This window comes from Micromonospora fulviviridis, from assembly GCF_014648395.1.
Classification (GTDB): Bacteria; Actinomycetota; Actinomycetes; order Mycobacteriales; family Micromonosporaceae; genus Micromonospora; species Micromonospora fulviviridis.
This window is the reverse complement of the sequence record NZ_BMRA01000008.1, coordinates 114509-129883: the sequence shown is the minus strand read 5'-3', so window position 1 is coordinate 129883 and position 15375 is coordinate 114509. Positions and strand designations below refer to the sequence as shown.

Sequence of the window (15375 nt, the reverse complement as noted above, 5' to 3'; positions counted from 1 at the left end):
CGGGGACGCCGGGCCGGAGGTGCCGGCACTCGCCGGTCACCTGGCCCGCCGCTGTGGCCTGGGCGAGCGCACCCGGACCTACACCACCGCCTGCGTGTCGGCGAGCACCGCGGTCGCCGACGCCGCGACCCTGATCGGCCGGGGCGACCTGGACCGGATCGTGGTCGCGGCCGGCTACCTGGTCGAGCCGGACCAGTACGCCCTCTTCGACGCCGGCCGGGCGCTCGCCGCCGACGGGGCGGTCCGCCCGTTCAGCGCCGGCCGGCAGGGGCTGCTGCTCGGCGACGCGGTGGTCGCGGTGGTGCTGGAGTCCGCCCGCGCCGCCGCCGCGAGGGGCGCCCCGACGCTGGCCACCGTGGCCGGTTGGGGGCGGGCCGGCGACGCGTACCACCCGTGCCAGCCGCACCCGCAGGGGCACGGCCTGGCCCGGGCGGTCGAGGCGGCGCTGCGCCGGGCCGGGCTGCCGGCGGCGGCGGTGGGCTACGTCAACGCCAACGCCACCGGCACCCCGTACAGCGACGCCTCCGAGGCGGCGGCGCTGGGCCGGGTGTTCGGCGCGGCGGCCGGGCGGATCCCGGTCAGCTCCACCAAATCGGTGCACGGGCACGCCCTGGAGGCGTCCGGGCTGCTCGAACTGGTGGTCACCGTGCTGACGCTGGGGCACGGCAAGCTGCCGGTGAACGCCGGCTGGCTCGGCCCCGACGAGAGCTGCCCCCTGGACGTCATCACCGACGCCCCCCGCCCGGCCACCACCGCCCACGCGCTGACGCTCAACGCGGCCTTCGGCGGGGCCAACACCGCCCTGCTGGTCGGTGCGCCGTGACAGCCGCCGTGCTGGCCGAGGCGCGCTGGCCGCGGGCCGGGGACGGGGCGCCGCCGGCGGTGCCGGGGTTCGTCCACTCGGGGTTCGCGCCGCTGGTCGTGGCCGTCGCCGACCGGTGCCTGCGCCGGCGGTACGGGGAGGGGCCACTGCCGGCCGGCAACCGGACGGCGGTGGTGCTGGTCAGCGCGAGCGGTGACCGGGCCAGCGCCGCGCACGTCCGGGCCACGGTCGCGGCCGGTGGCCGGGTCGGTCCGCTGTTCTTCTTCCAGTCGGTGCCGAACAGCGTGGCCGGGCACGTCGCGGCGCGCTGGGGACTGGACGGGCCGGTGGTGTGCCTGAGCCCGACGGGGGATCCCTGGGCCGAGGGAACCGCCGAGGCGGACCTGCTGCTGTACGACGGCGACGCCGCGCAGGCGTTGCTGGTCCTGATCGAACAGGCACCGGACGGTACGCCGGGCGAGGCGACCGCGGTGCTGCTGGGGGAGGGAACACGTCAATGAGGACGAGGGGACTGCGCGGCGCCCTGGCGGCCGACACCGAGGTGGGCGCGGGGAACGTGCTCGCCCGGGTGCTGGCCCACGGCGCCGACCCGGCGGGACCGGGGCTCACCTTCGACACCGCGGTCGACGGCCACCCGGCCGAGACCCCGCTGACCCTGGGCCGGCTCGACGAGATGGTCACCGCCCGGGCCGCCTGGCTGCACGAGCGCGGGGTGCGCCCGCGCGACCCGGTCGCCGTCTGGGCCGGCGCCGCCGCCGACATGGTGCTGTCGTTCCTGGCGCTGACCCGGCTCGGCGCGATCCCCGCGCTGATGAACGGCAAGCTGCGCCCGGAGATCGCCGCCGAGTACATCCGCCGGCTGCGTGCCGCCGGGGTGCTCGCCGACGCCGCGCACGCCGCGGCCCTGGAGGGGCACGACCTGGGGGCGCCCCTGCTCGGCGAGCCCGCGGAGGCGGGCGGCGGCGACCCGGCCGCGGCCCCGCCGCACTACCGGCACCACGACGAGGACCCGATCGTCATCACCCACACCTCGGGCACCACGGGGGTGCCGAAGGCGGTGCTGCACTCGCACGCCAGCCTCTTCGCCGCCACCCGGCACCTGCTCACCATGCCGCAGGCGCAGGGCACCACCCGGATCCTCAACGCGCTGCCCGCCCCGCACACGGCGACCGTGCTCATGGTCAACCAGGCGCTGGGCAACCGGGCGGAGATGTACCTCCTCTCCGAGCAGGGCGGCGAGCGGGTGCTCGACGCGATCCAGCGCTGGCGGCCGGACGGCGTGTTCGGGTTCTCCGTCACCTGGGCCGAGCTGGCCCGGTTCGACCTCTCCGCGTACGACCTGGACTCGGTGCGGCTGTGGTTCAACACCGGCGACTGCTCGCACGAGCCGCACGTGCGCCGGCTGGTCAAGGTGGGCTCGCGGGACGTGATGACCCGCGACGGGGTGACCCGGGTGCCCGGCTCGGTCTTCATCGACGGGCTCGGCTCCAGCGAGATGGGGCACTCGATGTTCCACATCACCCACACCGTCGACACCGACCGGTACGGCCGCTGCGTCGGCCGCCCGTACCGGTTCACGAAGGTGGCCGTCCTCGACCTCGACGGCAACGAGCTGCCACCGGGCCAGGTCGGCTGGCTGGGCATCGACTCGCCGTCGCTGTTCCGGGGGTACTGGAACGACTCGGTCACCACCTACCGGTCCCGGCTGCGCGGCTGGTACCTCACCGGCGACCTGGTCCACGCCGACGCCGACGGCCGCTACTACCACCTGGACCGGGCGGTGGACTCGGTGGCGACGGGCGACGGGAAGCGGTTCTTCACGGCGCTGTCCGAGGAGCGGATCCTCGCGGCCTGCGCCGACGTCACCGACTGCACCGTGGTGATCGTCTCCGACGGGGACTCGGTGGTCACCGACGTGCTGCTGGAACTGGCCGCCGGGGCGGACCCGGCCGAGGACCGTACGGCGCGGATCCGCGCCGCGCTCGGGCCGGACCTGGCCGCCACGCTGCGCCGGGTGGTGCCGGTCCGCGCCGACGACATCCCGGTCACCGTGACCGGCAAGGTCCGCAAGGTGGCGCTGCGCGAGCGCTATCTCAGCGAGTCACCGTCATGAGCGCCGTCATCACCGGCATGGGGCTGTTCACCCCGGCCGGCCGGGGCGTGGAGGAGACCTTCACGGCGCTCACCACCGGCCGGTCCGGGCTGCGCCGGCCCCCCGAGGGGCACCCGGCGCGGGACAGCCTCGAGGTGGCCGGCGTGCTGCCGGAGATCGACCCGCGCAGCGTCGCCTCCGGCCCGGAGACCAAGGTGCTCGACCGGATCGTGCTGCTCGCCCTCCTCACCGCCGCCGAGGCGCTCGCCGACGCCGGCATCGAGGTGGGGCGCGACGTCGACCCGGACCGGATCGGGGTGATCGTCGGCGGGGTCGGCGGGATGTCCACCCTGGAGAGCCAGGTCCTGGCGCGCGCCGCGCGGGGCCGGGCGGCGGTCAGCCCGTACCTGCTCACCGGGATCCTGCCGAACATGCCGTCGGCCCGGATCGCCATCGCGCACGGCATCCGCGGCTACAGCTCCGCGGTGGGCACGGCCTGCGCCTCCGGCGCCCAGGCGGTGGCCGACGGGGTACGCCTCATCCGGGCCGGCGAGGCGGACGTGGTGGTGTGCGGGGCGAGCGAGGCGCCGCTCTTCCCGACCTTCGCCGACACCTTCGGCAACGCCCGGGCCCTGGCCCGGGGCTGGGACGAGCCCACCGAGGCCAGCCGCCCGTTCGACAAGCGGCGCAACGGGTTCGTGCTCGCCGAGGGGGCGGCGCTGCTGGTGCTGGAACGCGCCGGGCACGCCGCCGCCCGCGGGGTCACCGGCTACGCCGAGGTCGCCGGCTACGGGGTGAACACCGACGCCTACCACCCGACCGCGCCCCGGCCGGACGGCGCCGGTGCGGCGGCGTGCATGCGCCGCGCGCTGGCCGGCGGTGGAGTGACGCCGGCCGAGATCGGCTACGTCAACGCGCACGGCACCGGCACCAAGCTCGGCGACATCGCCGAGACCACCGCCCTCGCCGAGGTGTTCGGCGTCGGCGGGGTGCCGGTCAGCTCCACCAAGGCCCTCACCGGGCACCTGCTCGGCGCCTCCGGCGTGCTGGAGGCGGCGGCCACCGCCCTCGCCCTCGGGCGCGGGCTGCTCCCGCCCACCTACCACCTCGACGACCCGGACCCGGACTGCGAGGCGGACCACGTCCGCGCCGCGCCCCGGGCGACCCGGGCCGACCACGCGCTGTCCAACTCGTTCGGGTTCGGCGGCCAGAACGTCAGCCTGCTGCTGCGCCGGGTGGCGGGATCCGCCCGGCGGGCCGCCGCGCCGGCCGTGGCGAGCTGATCGGACTCCATCCCGGGCGGACACCCGGGTCGCAGTCACGGGGGAACAGGGGGAAAGGCTACCTATGGACATCAATGGCATAGATCACATCGAACTGTACGTGGGGGACGCCCGGCAGGCTGCCTTCTACTTCGACACCGCCGTCGGTTTCCGGCTGCGGGGCCAGGGCGGCCCGGAGACCGGGCTGGCCGGGCAGCGCTCGCTGCTGCTCGAACAGGCCGACATCCGGATGGTGCTCACCACCGGGCTGACCGCCGAGCACCCGGCGTCGACGTACGTGCACCGGCACGGCGACGGCATCGCCGTGGTGGCCCTGGAGGTCGACGACGCCGCCGGGGCGTACGCGGAGCTGGTGGCCCGGGGTGCGACCGGGGTGACCGCGCCGCGCACCTTCACGGGCGCGGACGCCGAGGTGGTGACCGCCGAGGTGGGCGGCTTCGGCGACGTGCTGCACCGCCTGGTCGAGCGGCGCGGCGACCGGACGGAGTTCCTGCCCGGGGCGATCGAGCCGGTGCCCGGTGGCGGCGACGCCCCGCTGCTCGCCGAGATCGACCACCTGGCGGTCTGCGTGCCGCCCGGCCAGCTCGACGAGACGATCGGGCACTACGAGAAGGTCTTCGGCTTCGCGCAGATCTTCGAGGAGCACATCGAGGTCGCCGGGCAGGCCATGAACTCGAAGGTGGTGCAGAGCCCGTCCGGGCGGGTCACCCTCGTGCTGCTGGAGCCGGACACCGGCCGGCGGCCCGGGCAGATCGAGGACTTCCTGCGCTGGCACGCCGGCGCCGGGGTGCAGCACCTCGGGCTGCGCACCGACGACATCGTCACCGCGGTCGGCGCCCTCGCCGGCCGGGGCGTGCGCTTCGCCGGCACCCCGGGCGCCTACTACGACGACCTGGAACAGCGGGTCGGCAAGGTGGACGCGCCGCTGGACCGGCTGCGCGACCTGAGCATCCTGGTCGACTCCGACCACGAGGGCCAGCTGCTCCAGATCTTCACGGAGTCGATGCACGTGCGCCGCACCCTCTTCCTCGAACTCATCGAGCGGCGCGGGGCGCGCACCTTCGGCAGCGGCAACATCAAGGCGCTCTACGAGGCCAAGGAACGCGAACTGGCCGCGGCGGGGGCGACCCCCGCCGTCGCGGCCGGGACGGCAGGAGGAGTTCGGGTATGACCACCATACATCCGGGACTGACCGCCGAGGAGGAGGCGCTGCTGCCGTCCGAGGAGGACGTGCGGCACTACGCCGAGCACGGCTGGTACCTGACCAAGAAGCTGCTCACCGACGACGAGGTGGACACCCTCGTCGCGGCGGCCGACCGCTACTACGCCGGGGAACGGGACCGGCGGCTGCCCGTCCGCCCGCCGAAGCTGGCCTACTGGGAGCCCGCCAAGGGTGACGTGCAGCGGCACAACGACTACGTGCACTACGAGCACGACGTCCTCGGCCGGATCCTGCGCAAGCCGCTGATCGGGGCGGTCGCCGCCCGGCTCGCGCAGGCCGACGAGATCCGCGTCTTCCAGTCCACGCTCATCTACAAGCCGCCGATCTCCGGCGAGCCGTCCAACATCGTGCCCTGGCACTTCGACAAGCACTACTGGGCGTCCTCCTCCTCGGAGAACATGCTCACCGCGTTCATCCCGTTCCACGACTGCGGCGAGGAGATGGGCACCATCACCGTGGTCGACGGCTCGCACCGGTGGCGGGAGATCGGCGCCGACGACACCGTGGTCCGGCACTTCGCCGACCGGGACCGCGACCAGCTCGAGGCGATGCTCGCCGAGAACGCCGCCTACAACCACGCGGAGATCCGCAAGGTCCCCATGGTGATCCCCAAGGGACACATGAGCTTCCACCACTGCCGCGTCTACCACGGCAGCGGCCCGAACGTGAGCGACCGGCCCCGCCAGGCCGTCTCGCTGCACCTGCAGGACGGCGCCAACGCCTGGCGGGAGTATCCGCTCTCCGACGGCACGCTCGCCGCGTACAACCACGACGTGCTGGTCCGCCGCACCCCGGACGGCCGGCCCGACTACGCGGACCCCGAATTCTGCCCGGTCATCTGGCGCCACCGCGCCCAACAGGGAGGCTGACCATGTCACGGTACGACTGGGGTAGGACGCACCCGGGCATCGAGCGGCTGGAGCGGGCGGTGACCGAGCGCCGCGACGTGGTGGTCAAGCACCCGCTCTACGCCAACCTGGACACCCACGACGCGCTGGTCACCTTCATGGAGCACCACGTCTTCGCGGTCTGGGACTTCATGTCGCTGCTGAAGTCGTTGCAGCGCCAGCTCACCTGCGTCACCGTCCCGTGGATCCCCACCGGCCCGACCGGCAGCCGCCGCCTCATCAACGACATCGTCATGGTCGAGGAGAGCGACGAGCTGGGCGACGGCTACATCAGCCACTTCGAGCTCTACGTGCGGGGCATGCGGGAGGCCGGCGCGGACACCGGCGCGGTGGACCGGCTGGTCGACCTGCTGCGCGCCGGCCGGCCGGTCACCGGGGCGCTGGCCGAGGCGGGCGTGCCCGCGCCCTCGGCCGCGTTCGCCGCCACCACCTGGCGGATCATCGAGAGCACCCCGGTGCACTGCCAGGCAGCCGCCTTCGCGTTCGGCCGCGAGGACCTCATCCCGGAGATGTTCACCCAGGTCGTCGCGGTCAACGAGCGCAGCCACCGGCTCAACACGTTCGTCGACTACCTGGAGCGGCACATCGAGGTCGACGGCGAGCAGCACACCCCCATGGCCATGCAGATGCTCGCCGACCTCTGCGGCGACGACGACACCAGGTGGCAGGAGTGCGCCGACACGGTCAACGCCGCCCTGGCGGCCCGCGCCCAGCTCTGGGACGACATCCTGGCCGCCGTCAAGGAGGGGCGTCCGGCGTGACCGACTCCGACCCGGTCCGGCTCTACCGGACGGTCCGGCTGATCCGCCGCTTCGAGGAGCGGGCGATCGAGCTGGTCGACGCCGGGGAGATCGTCGGCGGCATCCACCCGTACCTCGGTCAGGAGGGCGTCGCGGCCGGGGTCTGCGCGGCGCTGCGCCCCGGGGACCTGGTCACCGGCACCCACCGCGGGCACGGGCACGTGCTGGCCAAGGGCGCCGACCCGGCCCGGATGCTCGCCGAGCTCTGCGGCCGGGTCACCGGGCTCAACCGGGGCCGGGGCGGGTCGATGCACGCCGCCGACTTCGGCGTCGGGGTGCTCGGCGCCAACGCCATCGTCGGGGCCGCCGGCGCGATCCTCACCGGAGCGGTGTGGGCGCGCCGGCGGCGCGGCGACGATGTGGTCGGGGCGACCTTCTTCGGCGACGGCGCGGTCAACGAGGGGATGCTCCTCGAAGCGTTCAACCTGGCCGCGCTCTGGCGGGTGCCGGTGCTCTTCGTCTGCGAGAACAACGGCTACGCCACCACCATGCCGGTCGACGGCGCGGTCGCCGGCACCATCGCCGGCCGCGCCGCCGCCTTCGGCATGCCGACGGTCACCGTCGACGGCCAGGACCCCGAGACGGTACGCGAGGCCACCGCCGCCGCCGTCGCGCGGATGCGCGCCGGCGGCGGCCCCGAGCTGGTCGAGGCCCGCACCTACCGGTTCGACGCCCACCACACCTTCGAACACCGGGTACGCCTCGACTACCGCCCGCCCGAGGAGGTGGCGGCGGCACGCCGCCGGGACCCGGTGCTCATCCAGGGTGACCGGCTGCCCGCAGCCGATCGCGCGGCGGTCGACGCGGAGGTCGAGGCCACCCTCGACGCGGCGGTGGACTTCGCGCTGGCCAGCCCCGCGCCCGATCCCGCCACCGCCCTCGACCACCTGTACGCCAGCGGGCTCACCGCCCGGACCGGAGGTGGCTGAATGCCCCGGCTGTCCTACCGCAGGGCGCTCACCCGGGCGCTCGCCGACGAGATGACCCGCGACGGGTCGGTCTTCCTGCTCGGCGAGGACATCCGGGTGGCCGCCGCCAGCGTCACCACCGGCCTGCTGAAGAAGTTCGGCCCGGAGCGGGTCCTCGACACGCCCCTGTCGGAACAGGCGTTCACCAGCTTCGCCACCGGCGCCGCGCTGGCCGGGGCGCGGCCGGTGATCGAGTTCCAGATCCCCTCGCTGCTCTTCCTGGTCTTCGAGCAGATCGTCAACCACGCGCACAAGTTCCCGCTGATGACCGGCGGGCAGTGCGCGGTGCCGGTCACCTACCTGGTGCCCGGCTCCGGCTCCCGGACCGGCTGGGCCGGGCAGCACTCCGACCACCCGTACAGCCTCTTCGCCCACGTCGGCGTGACCACCGTGGTGCCGGCCACCCCGGCCGACGCGTACGGGCTGCTGGTCTCGGCGATCCGCTGCGACGACCCGGTGGTGGTCTTCGCCCCCGCCGGTGCCCTCGACGTGCGGGCCGACGTCACCGACCTCGCCCCGGTGCCGCTGGGCCGGGGCGTGGTGCGCCGCCCGGGCTCCGACGTCACGGTGGTCGCCGTAGGGCATCTCGTGCACGACGCCCTGGCCGTCGCCGGCGAACTGGCCGGCCAGGTCTCGGTGGAGGTCTTCGACCCGCGCACGCTCTACCCGTTCGACTGGGACGGGCTGCTCGACTCGGTGTCCCGCACCGGGCGCCTCGTCGTGGTGGACGACTCCAACCGGTCCTGCGGGATCGCCGGCGAGATCATCGCCACCGTGGTCGAGCGGGTCCCGCTCGCCGCGCCGCCCCGCCGGGTCACCCGCCCGGACGGCGCGGTGCTGCCCTTCGCGCCCGCCCTGGACCGGGCCGTGCAACCCGGCCGCGACCAGCTCACCGCCGCCATCCAACTGACCTGTAAGGACGGATGAACGATGGACCCGAACTACCCGTGGCCGCCCGCCGGTCAGGCGTGGACCGACCTGCCCGAGCCGACCCGTACGGCGATGGTGGCGGCCGGCGCCGGCGCCTGGGAGAAGATCTTCCACGGCCGGGCCACGTACAACAAGCAGTGGCGGCTGGCCCGGCCGCCGGTGCTCACCGCCGACGCGTTCCGCGAGCTGAACGAGGTCTGCGACCGGATCGCCCAGCTCATCCTGGAGGCGTGCCGGCGGCGCGCCCGCACCGCCGGTGAACTGCGCCGCCTGCTCGACGTGCCGGTGGGGGAGACCCGGCTGCTCGACGAGGACGAGCCGCTGCACGAGGGGCTTCTCGCCGCGTATCGGCCGGACGTGCTGCTCTCCGGCGGAGTGCCGTGCATCGTGGAGTACAACATCGACAGCAGCCTCGGCGGCGGCTTCGACGCCGACACGGTGATCTACCGGTACGCCGAGCTCTACCGGGAGCACGGCCTGCTCGACGGGCTACCGGTCCGGCCCGCGCCGTCCCTGCTCGACCAGCGGTTCGTGGCCATCCGGGACACCCTCGGCCTGCCCGACGGCGCCCGGGTGGCGCTGCTCATGGACTTCGACGCCGAGTACCCGGGCCTCGACGACCCGGAGACGTTCATCCGGATCCTCTCCCCACTCGCCGACCAGGCGAAGCGCTTCGGCATCGACCTGGTCATCGCCCCGGTCTCCACCGCCGCCCTGGACGAGCACCGCCGGCTGGTGGTCGGCGGCGCCCCGGTGGACGCCCTGTTCCGGCTCTTCGTGCCCAACCGGGTCACCCCGAGCGCCGGCCTCGACGCGGTGGCCGGCGCCCTCGCGGCCGGCACCCTGCCGATGTTCGTGAGCACGGCGGCATGGCTGCTCAGCAACAAGGTGAACTACGCCTGGCTCTGGGCCGACCTGGACCTGCTGTCCGAGACCGACCGGGCGCTCGTCCGCCGCTACGTCCCGCACACCGTGGTGCTCACCGCCGACGAGCTCGACCGGGCCCTGGCGGAGCAGGCCGACCTGGTCGCCAAGCCGGCCGGCGGCTCGGCCGGGCACGGGGTGCTGATCGGCCGGGAGATGAGCGCGGTGGCCTGGGAGGACGGCGTCCGGGCCGCGATCGCCGCGGGCGGCAACATCCTCCAGCGCTACCACGAGGCCGACCGGGTGGCCATGGACTTCGTGCAGATCGAGACCGGCGAGACGGTGACGGCCGAGGTCCCGTACAGCCTCGCCCCGTACCTGTTCGGCAGAACGGGCTCCGGCGCCCTGGCCCGCGTCGGCTACCCCGGCTGCGAGGGCGTCCTCAACCTGGCAAGAGGCGTCCTGATGACCGGCATCCTCCTGACCGACTGACCCCCGGCCGCCCCCGCCGCCCCCCTCCCCGCCGCCCTCCCGCCGCGTTGATCAAGAAGTTTGCGTCTGCCGGAGCCCGATTCCTGACGCAAACTTCTTGATCAACGCTGGGTGGCGGGGGAGGTGGGGGTCGTGAAGAAGGTCGTCAGGGGGTTGATCAGCGTTGGGGGTGCCACCGCTATGCCGTTGTGGGGGCTGCCGGGGACGCGGAGGGTCTGCGCGCGGGGGATGACCGCGGCGAGGCGGTCGTTGATCTCGGTGAAGTAGGGCGCCGCCTTGGTGCCGCTGATCAGGAGCGCCTCGGCCGTGATCCCGGCGTACTCCTCGGCCGGTCCCTCGTACGCCTGGATCTGCCGCGACTCGGCCAGCGTCATCCCCACCAGGCTGCCCATCGTCCGCCCGACCTCGGTGCGCAGGAACGCCCGGCAGATCGCGGTGCGCACCACGAGCGGCAGTTTCGACGCCGGGGACTGCGGGTTGACGGCCGCGCCCACGATCGCCAGCGCCCGCGCGGTGTTCCCGGCCCGGATCGCCTCCTCGGCAGGGTCGAGGAACGCCGTCGGCAGGCCGTGCCCGGCCAGGCGGAGCGGGCGTCGTAGACCGCGATACGGTCCAGCGGCAGCCGGAGCGCGGCTCGCAGGACGACGAACGCGCCATAGCTGTGCCCGATGGCCCGGCGGGCGCCGGTGTGCGCGAGCACCGCGCCGAGGTCCTCGATCTCCTGCTCCACCGTGTACGGCTCGCGGCGCGGCGCGGCGTCCGCCCGGCCCCGCCGGTTGTACAGGTGCACGGTGAACCGGTCGGCGATCAGCGCGGCGAGCAGCCGGTATTCGTGGATGGTCACCCCGCCCCCGTGCACCACCACGAGATCCGGTCCGCTGCCCGTGGAGTGCAGGACGATTCCCGCGCCGTCCGGTGCCGTGATCCGCTGCATGGCTGCTCCCTCCGACCCCGCAAAACCGCGAACGCTGTTTGCAGTTTACAGTGGTGTGGTGAGCGGCGCACCGAGGAATCCGGCCGACGACGACTCGGCCGGACGGTCGATCTGGACCCGGCCGCAGCGTGGCGCCCGGGGGCCCGCCCCGACGCGCAGCCGGGACGAGATCGTCGCCGCCGCGGTCGCGCTGGCCGATGCCGACGGGCTGAGTGCCGTGTCGATGCGTGCGGTCGCCGGGGCGCTCGGGATGGCCGCCGGCTCGCTCTACCGGCACCTGTCGTCCCGGGACGACCTGTTGGACCTGATGGTCGACCGGTGCGTGGGCGAGCTGCGGCCGTACCCGGCGGACGGCGGGAGCTGGCAGGACCAGTTCCTCCTGCTGGCCCGTCGCCAACTGGCGCTCTACCGGCGTCACCGGTGGTTGCCCGACGCGATCGCCCGGCGCACGGTCCCGGGGCCGAACACCCTCGCCCATTTCGACGCCTGCCTGCGCCTGCTGCAACCGGTCAGGGCCGGCGTCGCCGCGAAATTCGAGGCGATCGCCATGGTCACCGGCGTGGTCTCGCTCTTCGCCCGCAGCGCGGCGGCCGCCGGCACGGTCACCTTCGACCACGTCGACCTGGCGGCGTACCCGCATCTGGCCGCCGCGTTCGCCGAACCCCCGTCGGCCCCGCCCGCCGGGGACCTCTTCGAGCGCACCCTGCGCAGCCTGCTGACCGGCCTGCTCGCCGCCGACCCGGCCTGACCCCGCTCAGCCGGCGGCGAGGTGGCGGCCCAGGACCCGGAGGGTCTCGGCCGTGGCGACGGCGTCGCTGCGGGCGCTGCCGTGGCGGCCGTCGCTGCTGTAGAGCGACGGATCCGCGACGAGCGGGTGGTCGGTCAGGTGCACGTGCAGCGTGCCGAGGCGCTGCGCCAGCCGTCCGGTGTGGGCGGAGAGCAGGCGCATCCGCGCGCCCAGTCCCGCCCGCAGCGGGTCCGGCACGGCCGGGCTGTGCGACACGTCGAACATGCCGACGGTGATGACGTCCGCCCCGGCGCCCTGGAGGGCGGTGACCATCGCGGTCAACTCGGCGTCCACCGCCTCCGGGTCGTACGCGGGACGGAAGGCGTCGTTGCCGCCGCACACCACCAGCGCCAGGTCCGGCTCGAACTCCAGCGCCGGCGCCAACTGGGTCGCCCGCACCTCGTGTGCCCGCAGCCCCCGCCGCCCCAGGTTCCGGTACGCCAGCTCCGGCCGCACCGTGCGCAGCTCGGCGCCGATCCGGTCCGCCCACTGGAGATCGGGGTAGCCGTCGACCGGCTCGCACATGCCCTCGGCCACGCTGTCGCCCAGCACCACGAACCGCCGCCACGGGTGCCCCCGCAGCAGCTCGCCGGCCTCACCGGGGCGCAGGCACCACGGATCCGTCGCTTCGGTCACCGTCGATCCCATCCCCGCACGCTAGCCCAGCCGTACCGGATCCGTCGATCATGGGCCCGACGATCCCGTACCCGGGACAATGGCCGGATGCAGGTGGCGGTGTGCGGGCCGGCGGAAGCGACGCCGGAGGAACTGGCGCAGGCCCGGCGGGTCGGGGAGCTGCTGGCGGAGCGCGGCGTCACCGTGCTCTGCGGCGGGGGCGGCGGGGTGATGGCCGCGGTCGCCGCCGGCGTCCGCGACCGCGCCGGCCTGGTCATCGGGGTACGCCCCGACGACGGCACCGCCCCCGGCCCCGTCGAGCTGTCCGCCTCGGTGGTGACCAACATGGGCCAGGCCCGCAACGCGATCCTGGTGTGGAGCGCGGACGCGGTGATCGCCGTCGGCGGCTCCTGGGGGACCCTCAGCGAGGTGGCGCTGGCCCTCCGGCGTGGCGGGATCCCGGTGGTCGTGCTCGGCGGCTGGCGCGTCGTCGACGGCCACGGCGTCCCGGTCCCGGGGCCGGTCCGCGCGGCCACCCCCGAGGACGCCGTGCGCCTGGCGCTCGGGGATCCGACGGGACCGGCCCGTCCCGGCCCGGTTGTGCCCTGACCCGTCCCTGAGCAGCGTGCGGACACGCAGGAGCAGCAGCAGGTTCACGAGCACCAGCGGAAAGCCGGCGAACTCGTGGTCGAGCAGCCAGAAGACCTGCACCACCAGCAGGTGCAGGACCAGCGCCGCGGCCGCGAGCCGCAGGGCGCCGTGCCGCCGTCCCGCCCGCCACCGCGCCAGTCCGAGGGCGGTGAGCAGCACGCACGCGCCGGCCGCCGCCGCGTGGACCTGGTGGGCGGCGGCCGGCTCCCGGGCCAGCAGCACGAGCGGCCGCCCCAGGGCGAAGACCACGAACAGCGCGGTCGCCGTGAGGACGGTCGGCGGCGACGGCAGGGCCACCCCCGTCGGCAACCGCCCCCTCGGCAGCCCGGCGAACCTCCGCGTGGAAACGACCTGCGCGCCCGCTCCCGCGGCCTCGTCGGCCCGGGCGTGCAGCCGGTTGACCACGTCCTCCTGCTCGCTGAGCGGGCGGCGGTGCACGCCGAGTCGGACCACCAGCCAGACGAGGACGACGGTGCCGTAGATGATGGCCGCGACCGGCTCGTAGAAGTAGTCGTTGTCCGCCGTGACGAACTTGCCCACCTCGTCGATGAAGAGCCCGAACCCGACCCCACCGACCACGGCGGCGAGCCGGGCGACCCGGGAACCGAGGAAGAGCAGGGACAGCAGCTGGCCGGTCAGCATGCCGAGCCCACCCCAGAGGACGTGTGCCACGTGCAGGCCACCCGAACCGACCTGGGGATAGTCCGTCGCTGCCAGGAAGGCGCGGGTCACCCCGATGCAGAGCACCGCGCTGACCAGGAACAGCTCGACGCGCTCCGCGCCGGCCGCCGAGCGGATCAGGACCGGTCGCCCGACCGGCGTGTGTCGACTATCCACCCCGCCATGCTCGGCGACGGTCCGCCCGCGGACATCGGGTGAACTCCCGGGCCGGCCCCCGAGGCGTGACCCCGACGGGTGCCTCGGCAGGCCCCCGGGTCGACGAGGTGCCTCCGGGCATCGGTCAGCCGAGCAGCGCCAGCAGGTCCTCGGGCCGGGCCGCGCTGACGTCGGCGGCCTCCGCCGGGTCGTACTGGTGGCCCCAGGCCGCGGCCACGGCCACCGCGCCGCTGTCCCGGGCGGCCCGCAGGTCCAGCGGCGAGTCACCCACATACGCGGCGCGGCCCGGCGCCACGCCCAGCCGCCGGCAGGCCAGCTCGACGCCGTCGGGCGCCGGCTTGGGGCGGGCGACCTGGTCGCCGCCGAGGACGACCCCGAAACGGCCGAGCAGGCCGACCCGGTCGAGCAGGATCTCGGCCGCCCGGTGGCTCGCGCCGGTGAACAGGCCCACCGGCACCCGGGCGGCGACCTCGGCGAGCACCTCGGCGACCCCGGGGTAGACGGTGACCCGCTCGGCGAGCGACGCCAGGTGGGCGTGGTAGGCGGCCAGGTCCGCGTCGGTGGCCGGCCGCCCCAGCAGGTGGGTCAGCAGGTCGACGGGCGCGCCGAGCGAGTAGCCCGCGATGACCTCGGCGTCGGTGCGCTCCGGCCCGCCGCCGGCCCGCACGGCCGCGCGGTAGGCCGCCGGCACCACTTCGTGCGACTCGATCAGCGTGCCGTCCATGTCGAAGACGATCCCGGCCAGCGGCCCGGTCATCCGGCCTCCGCCCGGTGGGCCGCCGCCAGCCCCTTCGGGGCGCGCGCGTGCCAGGCCTCGGTGACCAGCTCGGTCAGCTCCTCTACCCCGATCCGGTCGAGCCGGACCAGCACCGCCGGGTAGCCGTCGAAGTGCGGCGTGGTGAAGTAGACCTCGGGGTCGTCGGCGAGCAGCGCCTCCTTGGCGCCCAGGTCGGGCACCCGGGCGCCCAGGATCGGGCCGTCGGGCGCGGCGTTGCCCAACGCGTCGAGGTCGGCGCGGCGCAGTGGCCGCTCCCAGACGAAGAGCTTGTCGCGCACCCGCCAGGCCGGCAGGTCGTCGTGCGAACCGCGCTCGGTGGTCTCCGGCAGGGCGAGCGCGATCCGCCGGACGTCGTCCCAGGTCGCCATGAGCCGACCCTACGCCGACCCAC

At 74.7% G+C, this 15375-nt stretch carries 18 protein-coding genes; 13 read left to right on the top strand and 5 right to left on the bottom strand.

The window, feature by feature from the left end; translation table 11 throughout:
- From IEY96_RS21705 to IEY96_RS21660, 10 genes are all read left to right on the top strand, one after another.
- The coding region (locus tag IEY96_RS21705) for a beta-ketoacyl-[acyl-carrier-protein] synthase family protein (protein ID WP_229791772.1) at positions 1-823 on the top strand (823 nt) is incomplete at its 5' end.
- Entirely contained in the window at positions 820-1323 is a 504-nt protein-coding gene (locus tag IEY96_RS21700; protein ID WP_229791771.1) for a beta-ketoacyl synthase chain length factor, read from the top strand. The genes IEY96_RS21705 and IEY96_RS21700, both read left to right, overlap by 4 nt.
- Positions 1320-2936 (top strand): class I adenylate-forming enzyme family protein, encoded by a 1617-nt coding sequence (locus IEY96_RS21695; RefSeq protein WP_189196650.1) that lies wholly within the window; start codon positions 1320-1322, stop codon positions 2934-2936. Before IEY96_RS21700 ends, IEY96_RS21695 begins: the two co-directional genes overlap by 4 nt.
- Positions 2933-4198 (top strand): beta-ketoacyl-[acyl-carrier-protein] synthase family protein, encoded by a 1266-nt coding sequence (locus tag IEY96_RS21690; RefSeq protein ID WP_189196649.1) that lies wholly within the window; start codon positions 2933-2935, stop codon positions 4196-4198. The genes IEY96_RS21695 and IEY96_RS21690 overlap by 4 nt, the downstream gene beginning before the upstream one ends.
- Positions 4199-4262: 64 nt before the next feature.
- Entirely contained in the window at positions 4263-5369 is a 1107-nt protein-coding gene (hppD, locus tag IEY96_RS21685) for a 4-hydroxyphenylpyruvate dioxygenase (RefSeq protein WP_189196648.1), read from the top strand.
- Complete coding sequence (locus tag IEY96_RS21680) at positions 5366-6289, top strand: phytanoyl-CoA dioxygenase family protein (protein ID WP_189196647.1); 924 nt, start codon at positions 5366-5368, stop codon at positions 6287-6289. Before hppD ends, IEY96_RS21680 begins: the two co-directional genes overlap by 4 nt.
- A 2-nt stretch (positions 6290-6291) precedes the next feature.
- Positions 6292-7089, top strand: coding sequence for a DUF3050 domain-containing protein (locus tag IEY96_RS21675; RefSeq protein ID WP_189196646.1), 798 nt, complete (start codon positions 6292-6294; stop codon positions 7087-7089).
- Complete coding sequence (locus IEY96_RS21670) at positions 7086-8057, top strand: thiamine pyrophosphate-dependent dehydrogenase E1 component subunit alpha (protein ID WP_189196645.1); 972 nt, start codon at positions 7086-7088, stop codon at positions 8055-8057. Before IEY96_RS21675 ends, IEY96_RS21670 begins: the two co-directional genes overlap by 4 nt.
- The gene (locus IEY96_RS21665) at positions 8058-9023 is read left to right on the top strand and encodes an alpha-ketoacid dehydrogenase subunit beta (RefSeq protein ID WP_189196644.1); all 966 of its coding nucleotides are present in this window, start codon (positions 8058-8060) and stop codon (positions 9021-9023) included.
- 3 nt (positions 9024-9026) lie between these two features.
- Positions 9027-10382: a hypothetical protein gene (locus tag IEY96_RS21660; RefSeq protein WP_189196643.1), complete on the top strand. Its 1356-nt coding sequence runs from the start codon at positions 9027-9029 to the stop codon at positions 10380-10382.
- A 101-nt stretch (positions 10383-10483) separates the two neighbouring features.
- Here the strand turns inward: IEY96_RS21660 and IEY96_RS32795 are convergent, their stop codons facing one another.
- Entirely contained in the window at positions 10484-10774 is a 291-nt protein-coding gene (locus IEY96_RS32795; RefSeq protein WP_229791770.1) for a hypothetical protein, read from the bottom strand.
- Entirely contained in the window at positions 10753-11316 is a 564-nt protein-coding gene (locus tag IEY96_RS21655; protein WP_229791769.1) for an alpha/beta fold hydrolase, read from the bottom strand. Before IEY96_RS21655 ends, IEY96_RS32795 begins: the two co-directional genes overlap by 22 nt.
- Positions 11317-11374: 58 nt before the next feature.
- Here IEY96_RS21655 and IEY96_RS21650 point away from each other — a divergent pair, with 58 nt between their 5' ends.
- A complete protein-coding gene (locus IEY96_RS21650) occupies positions 11375-12064 on the top strand; it encodes a TetR/AcrR family transcriptional regulator (RefSeq protein ID WP_229791768.1) in 690 nt (229 codons plus the stop codon).
- Positions 12065-12070: 6 nt separating this feature from the next.
- Here IEY96_RS21650 and IEY96_RS21645 read toward each other — a convergent pair whose 3' ends face one another.
- Positions 12071-12751, bottom strand: coding sequence for an SGNH/GDSL hydrolase family protein (locus IEY96_RS21645; RefSeq protein WP_189196641.1), 681 nt, complete (start codon positions 12749-12751; stop codon positions 12071-12073).
- A 75-nt stretch (positions 12752-12826) separates the two neighbouring features.
- Here IEY96_RS21645 and IEY96_RS21640 point away from each other — a divergent pair, with 75 nt between their 5' ends.
- Complete coding sequence (locus tag IEY96_RS21640) at positions 12827-13327, top strand: SLOG cluster 4 domain-containing protein (RefSeq protein ID WP_189196640.1); 501 nt, start codon at positions 12827-12829, stop codon at positions 13325-13327.
- Positions 13328-13402: 75 nt separating this feature from the next.
- Positions 13403-14248 (top strand): hypothetical protein, encoded by an 846-nt coding sequence (locus IEY96_RS21635; RefSeq protein ID WP_189196639.1) that lies wholly within the window; start codon positions 13403-13405, stop codon positions 14246-14248.
- A gap of 82 nt (positions 14249-14330) precedes the next feature.
- Here IEY96_RS21635 and IEY96_RS21630 read toward each other — a convergent pair whose 3' ends face one another.
- Together IEY96_RS21630 and IEY96_RS21625 are read right to left on the bottom strand one after the other, a co-directional pair.
- Positions 14331-14963 (bottom strand): HAD family hydrolase, encoded by a 633-nt coding sequence (locus IEY96_RS21630; RefSeq protein WP_189196638.1) that lies wholly within the window; start codon positions 14961-14963, stop codon positions 14331-14333.
- Positions 14960-15352, bottom strand: coding sequence for an MmcQ/YjbR family DNA-binding protein (locus IEY96_RS21625; protein ID WP_189196637.1), 393 nt, complete (start codon positions 15350-15352; stop codon positions 14960-14962). The genes IEY96_RS21630 and IEY96_RS21625 overlap by 4 nt, the downstream gene beginning before the upstream one ends.
- Between the last annotated feature and the right edge of the window lie 23 nt (positions 15353-15375).

Bases quoted from the DNA above. Each gene is read 5' to 3' on its own strand.
- IEY96_RS21645 (WP_189196641.1), bottom strand. From the start codon at position 12,751: ATGGGATCGACGGTGACCGAAGCGACGGATCCGTGGTGCCTGCGCCCC.
- IEY96_RS21680 (WP_189196647.1), top strand. From the start codon at position 5,366: ATGACCACCATACATCCGGGACTGACCGCCGAGGAGGAGGCGCTGCTG.
- IEY96_RS21640 (WP_189196640.1), top strand. From the start codon at position 12,827: ATGCAGGTGGCGGTGTGCGGGCCGGCGGAAGCGACGCCGGAGGAACTG.
- IEY96_RS32795 (WP_229791770.1), bottom strand. From the start codon at position 10,774: ATGGGCAGCCTGGTGGGGATGACGCTGGCCGAGTCGCGGCAGATCCAG.
- IEY96_RS21625 (WP_189196637.1), bottom strand. From the start codon at position 15,352: ATGGCGACCTGGGACGACGTCCGGCGGATCGCGCTCGCCCTGCCGGAG.
- IEY96_RS21665 (WP_189196644.1), top strand. From the start codon at position 8,058: ATGCCCCGGCTGTCCTACCGCAGGGCGCTCACCCGGGCGCTCGCCGAC.
- IEY96_RS21655 (WP_229791769.1), bottom strand. From the start codon at position 11,316: ATGCAGCGGATCACGGCACCGGACGGCGCGGGAATCGTCCTGCACTCC.
- hppD (WP_189196648.1), top strand. From the start codon at position 4,263: ATGGACATCAATGGCATAGATCACATCGAACTGTACGTGGGGGACGCC.
- IEY96_RS21660 (WP_189196643.1), top strand. From the start codon at position 9,027: ATGGACCCGAACTACCCGTGGCCGCCCGCCGGTCAGGCGTGGACCGAC.
- IEY96_RS21690 (WP_189196649.1), top strand. From the start codon at position 2,933: ATGAGCGCCGTCATCACCGGCATGGGGCTGTTCACCCCGGCCGGCCGG.
- IEY96_RS21695 (WP_189196650.1), top strand. From the start codon at position 1,320: ATGAGGACGAGGGGACTGCGCGGCGCCCTGGCGGCCGACACCGAGGTG.
- IEY96_RS21675 (WP_189196646.1), top strand. From the start codon at position 6,292: ATGTCACGGTACGACTGGGGTAGGACGCACCCGGGCATCGAGCGGCTG.
- IEY96_RS21630 (WP_189196638.1), bottom strand. From the start codon at position 14,963: ATGACCGGGCCGCTGGCCGGGATCGTCTTCGACATGGACGGCACGCTG.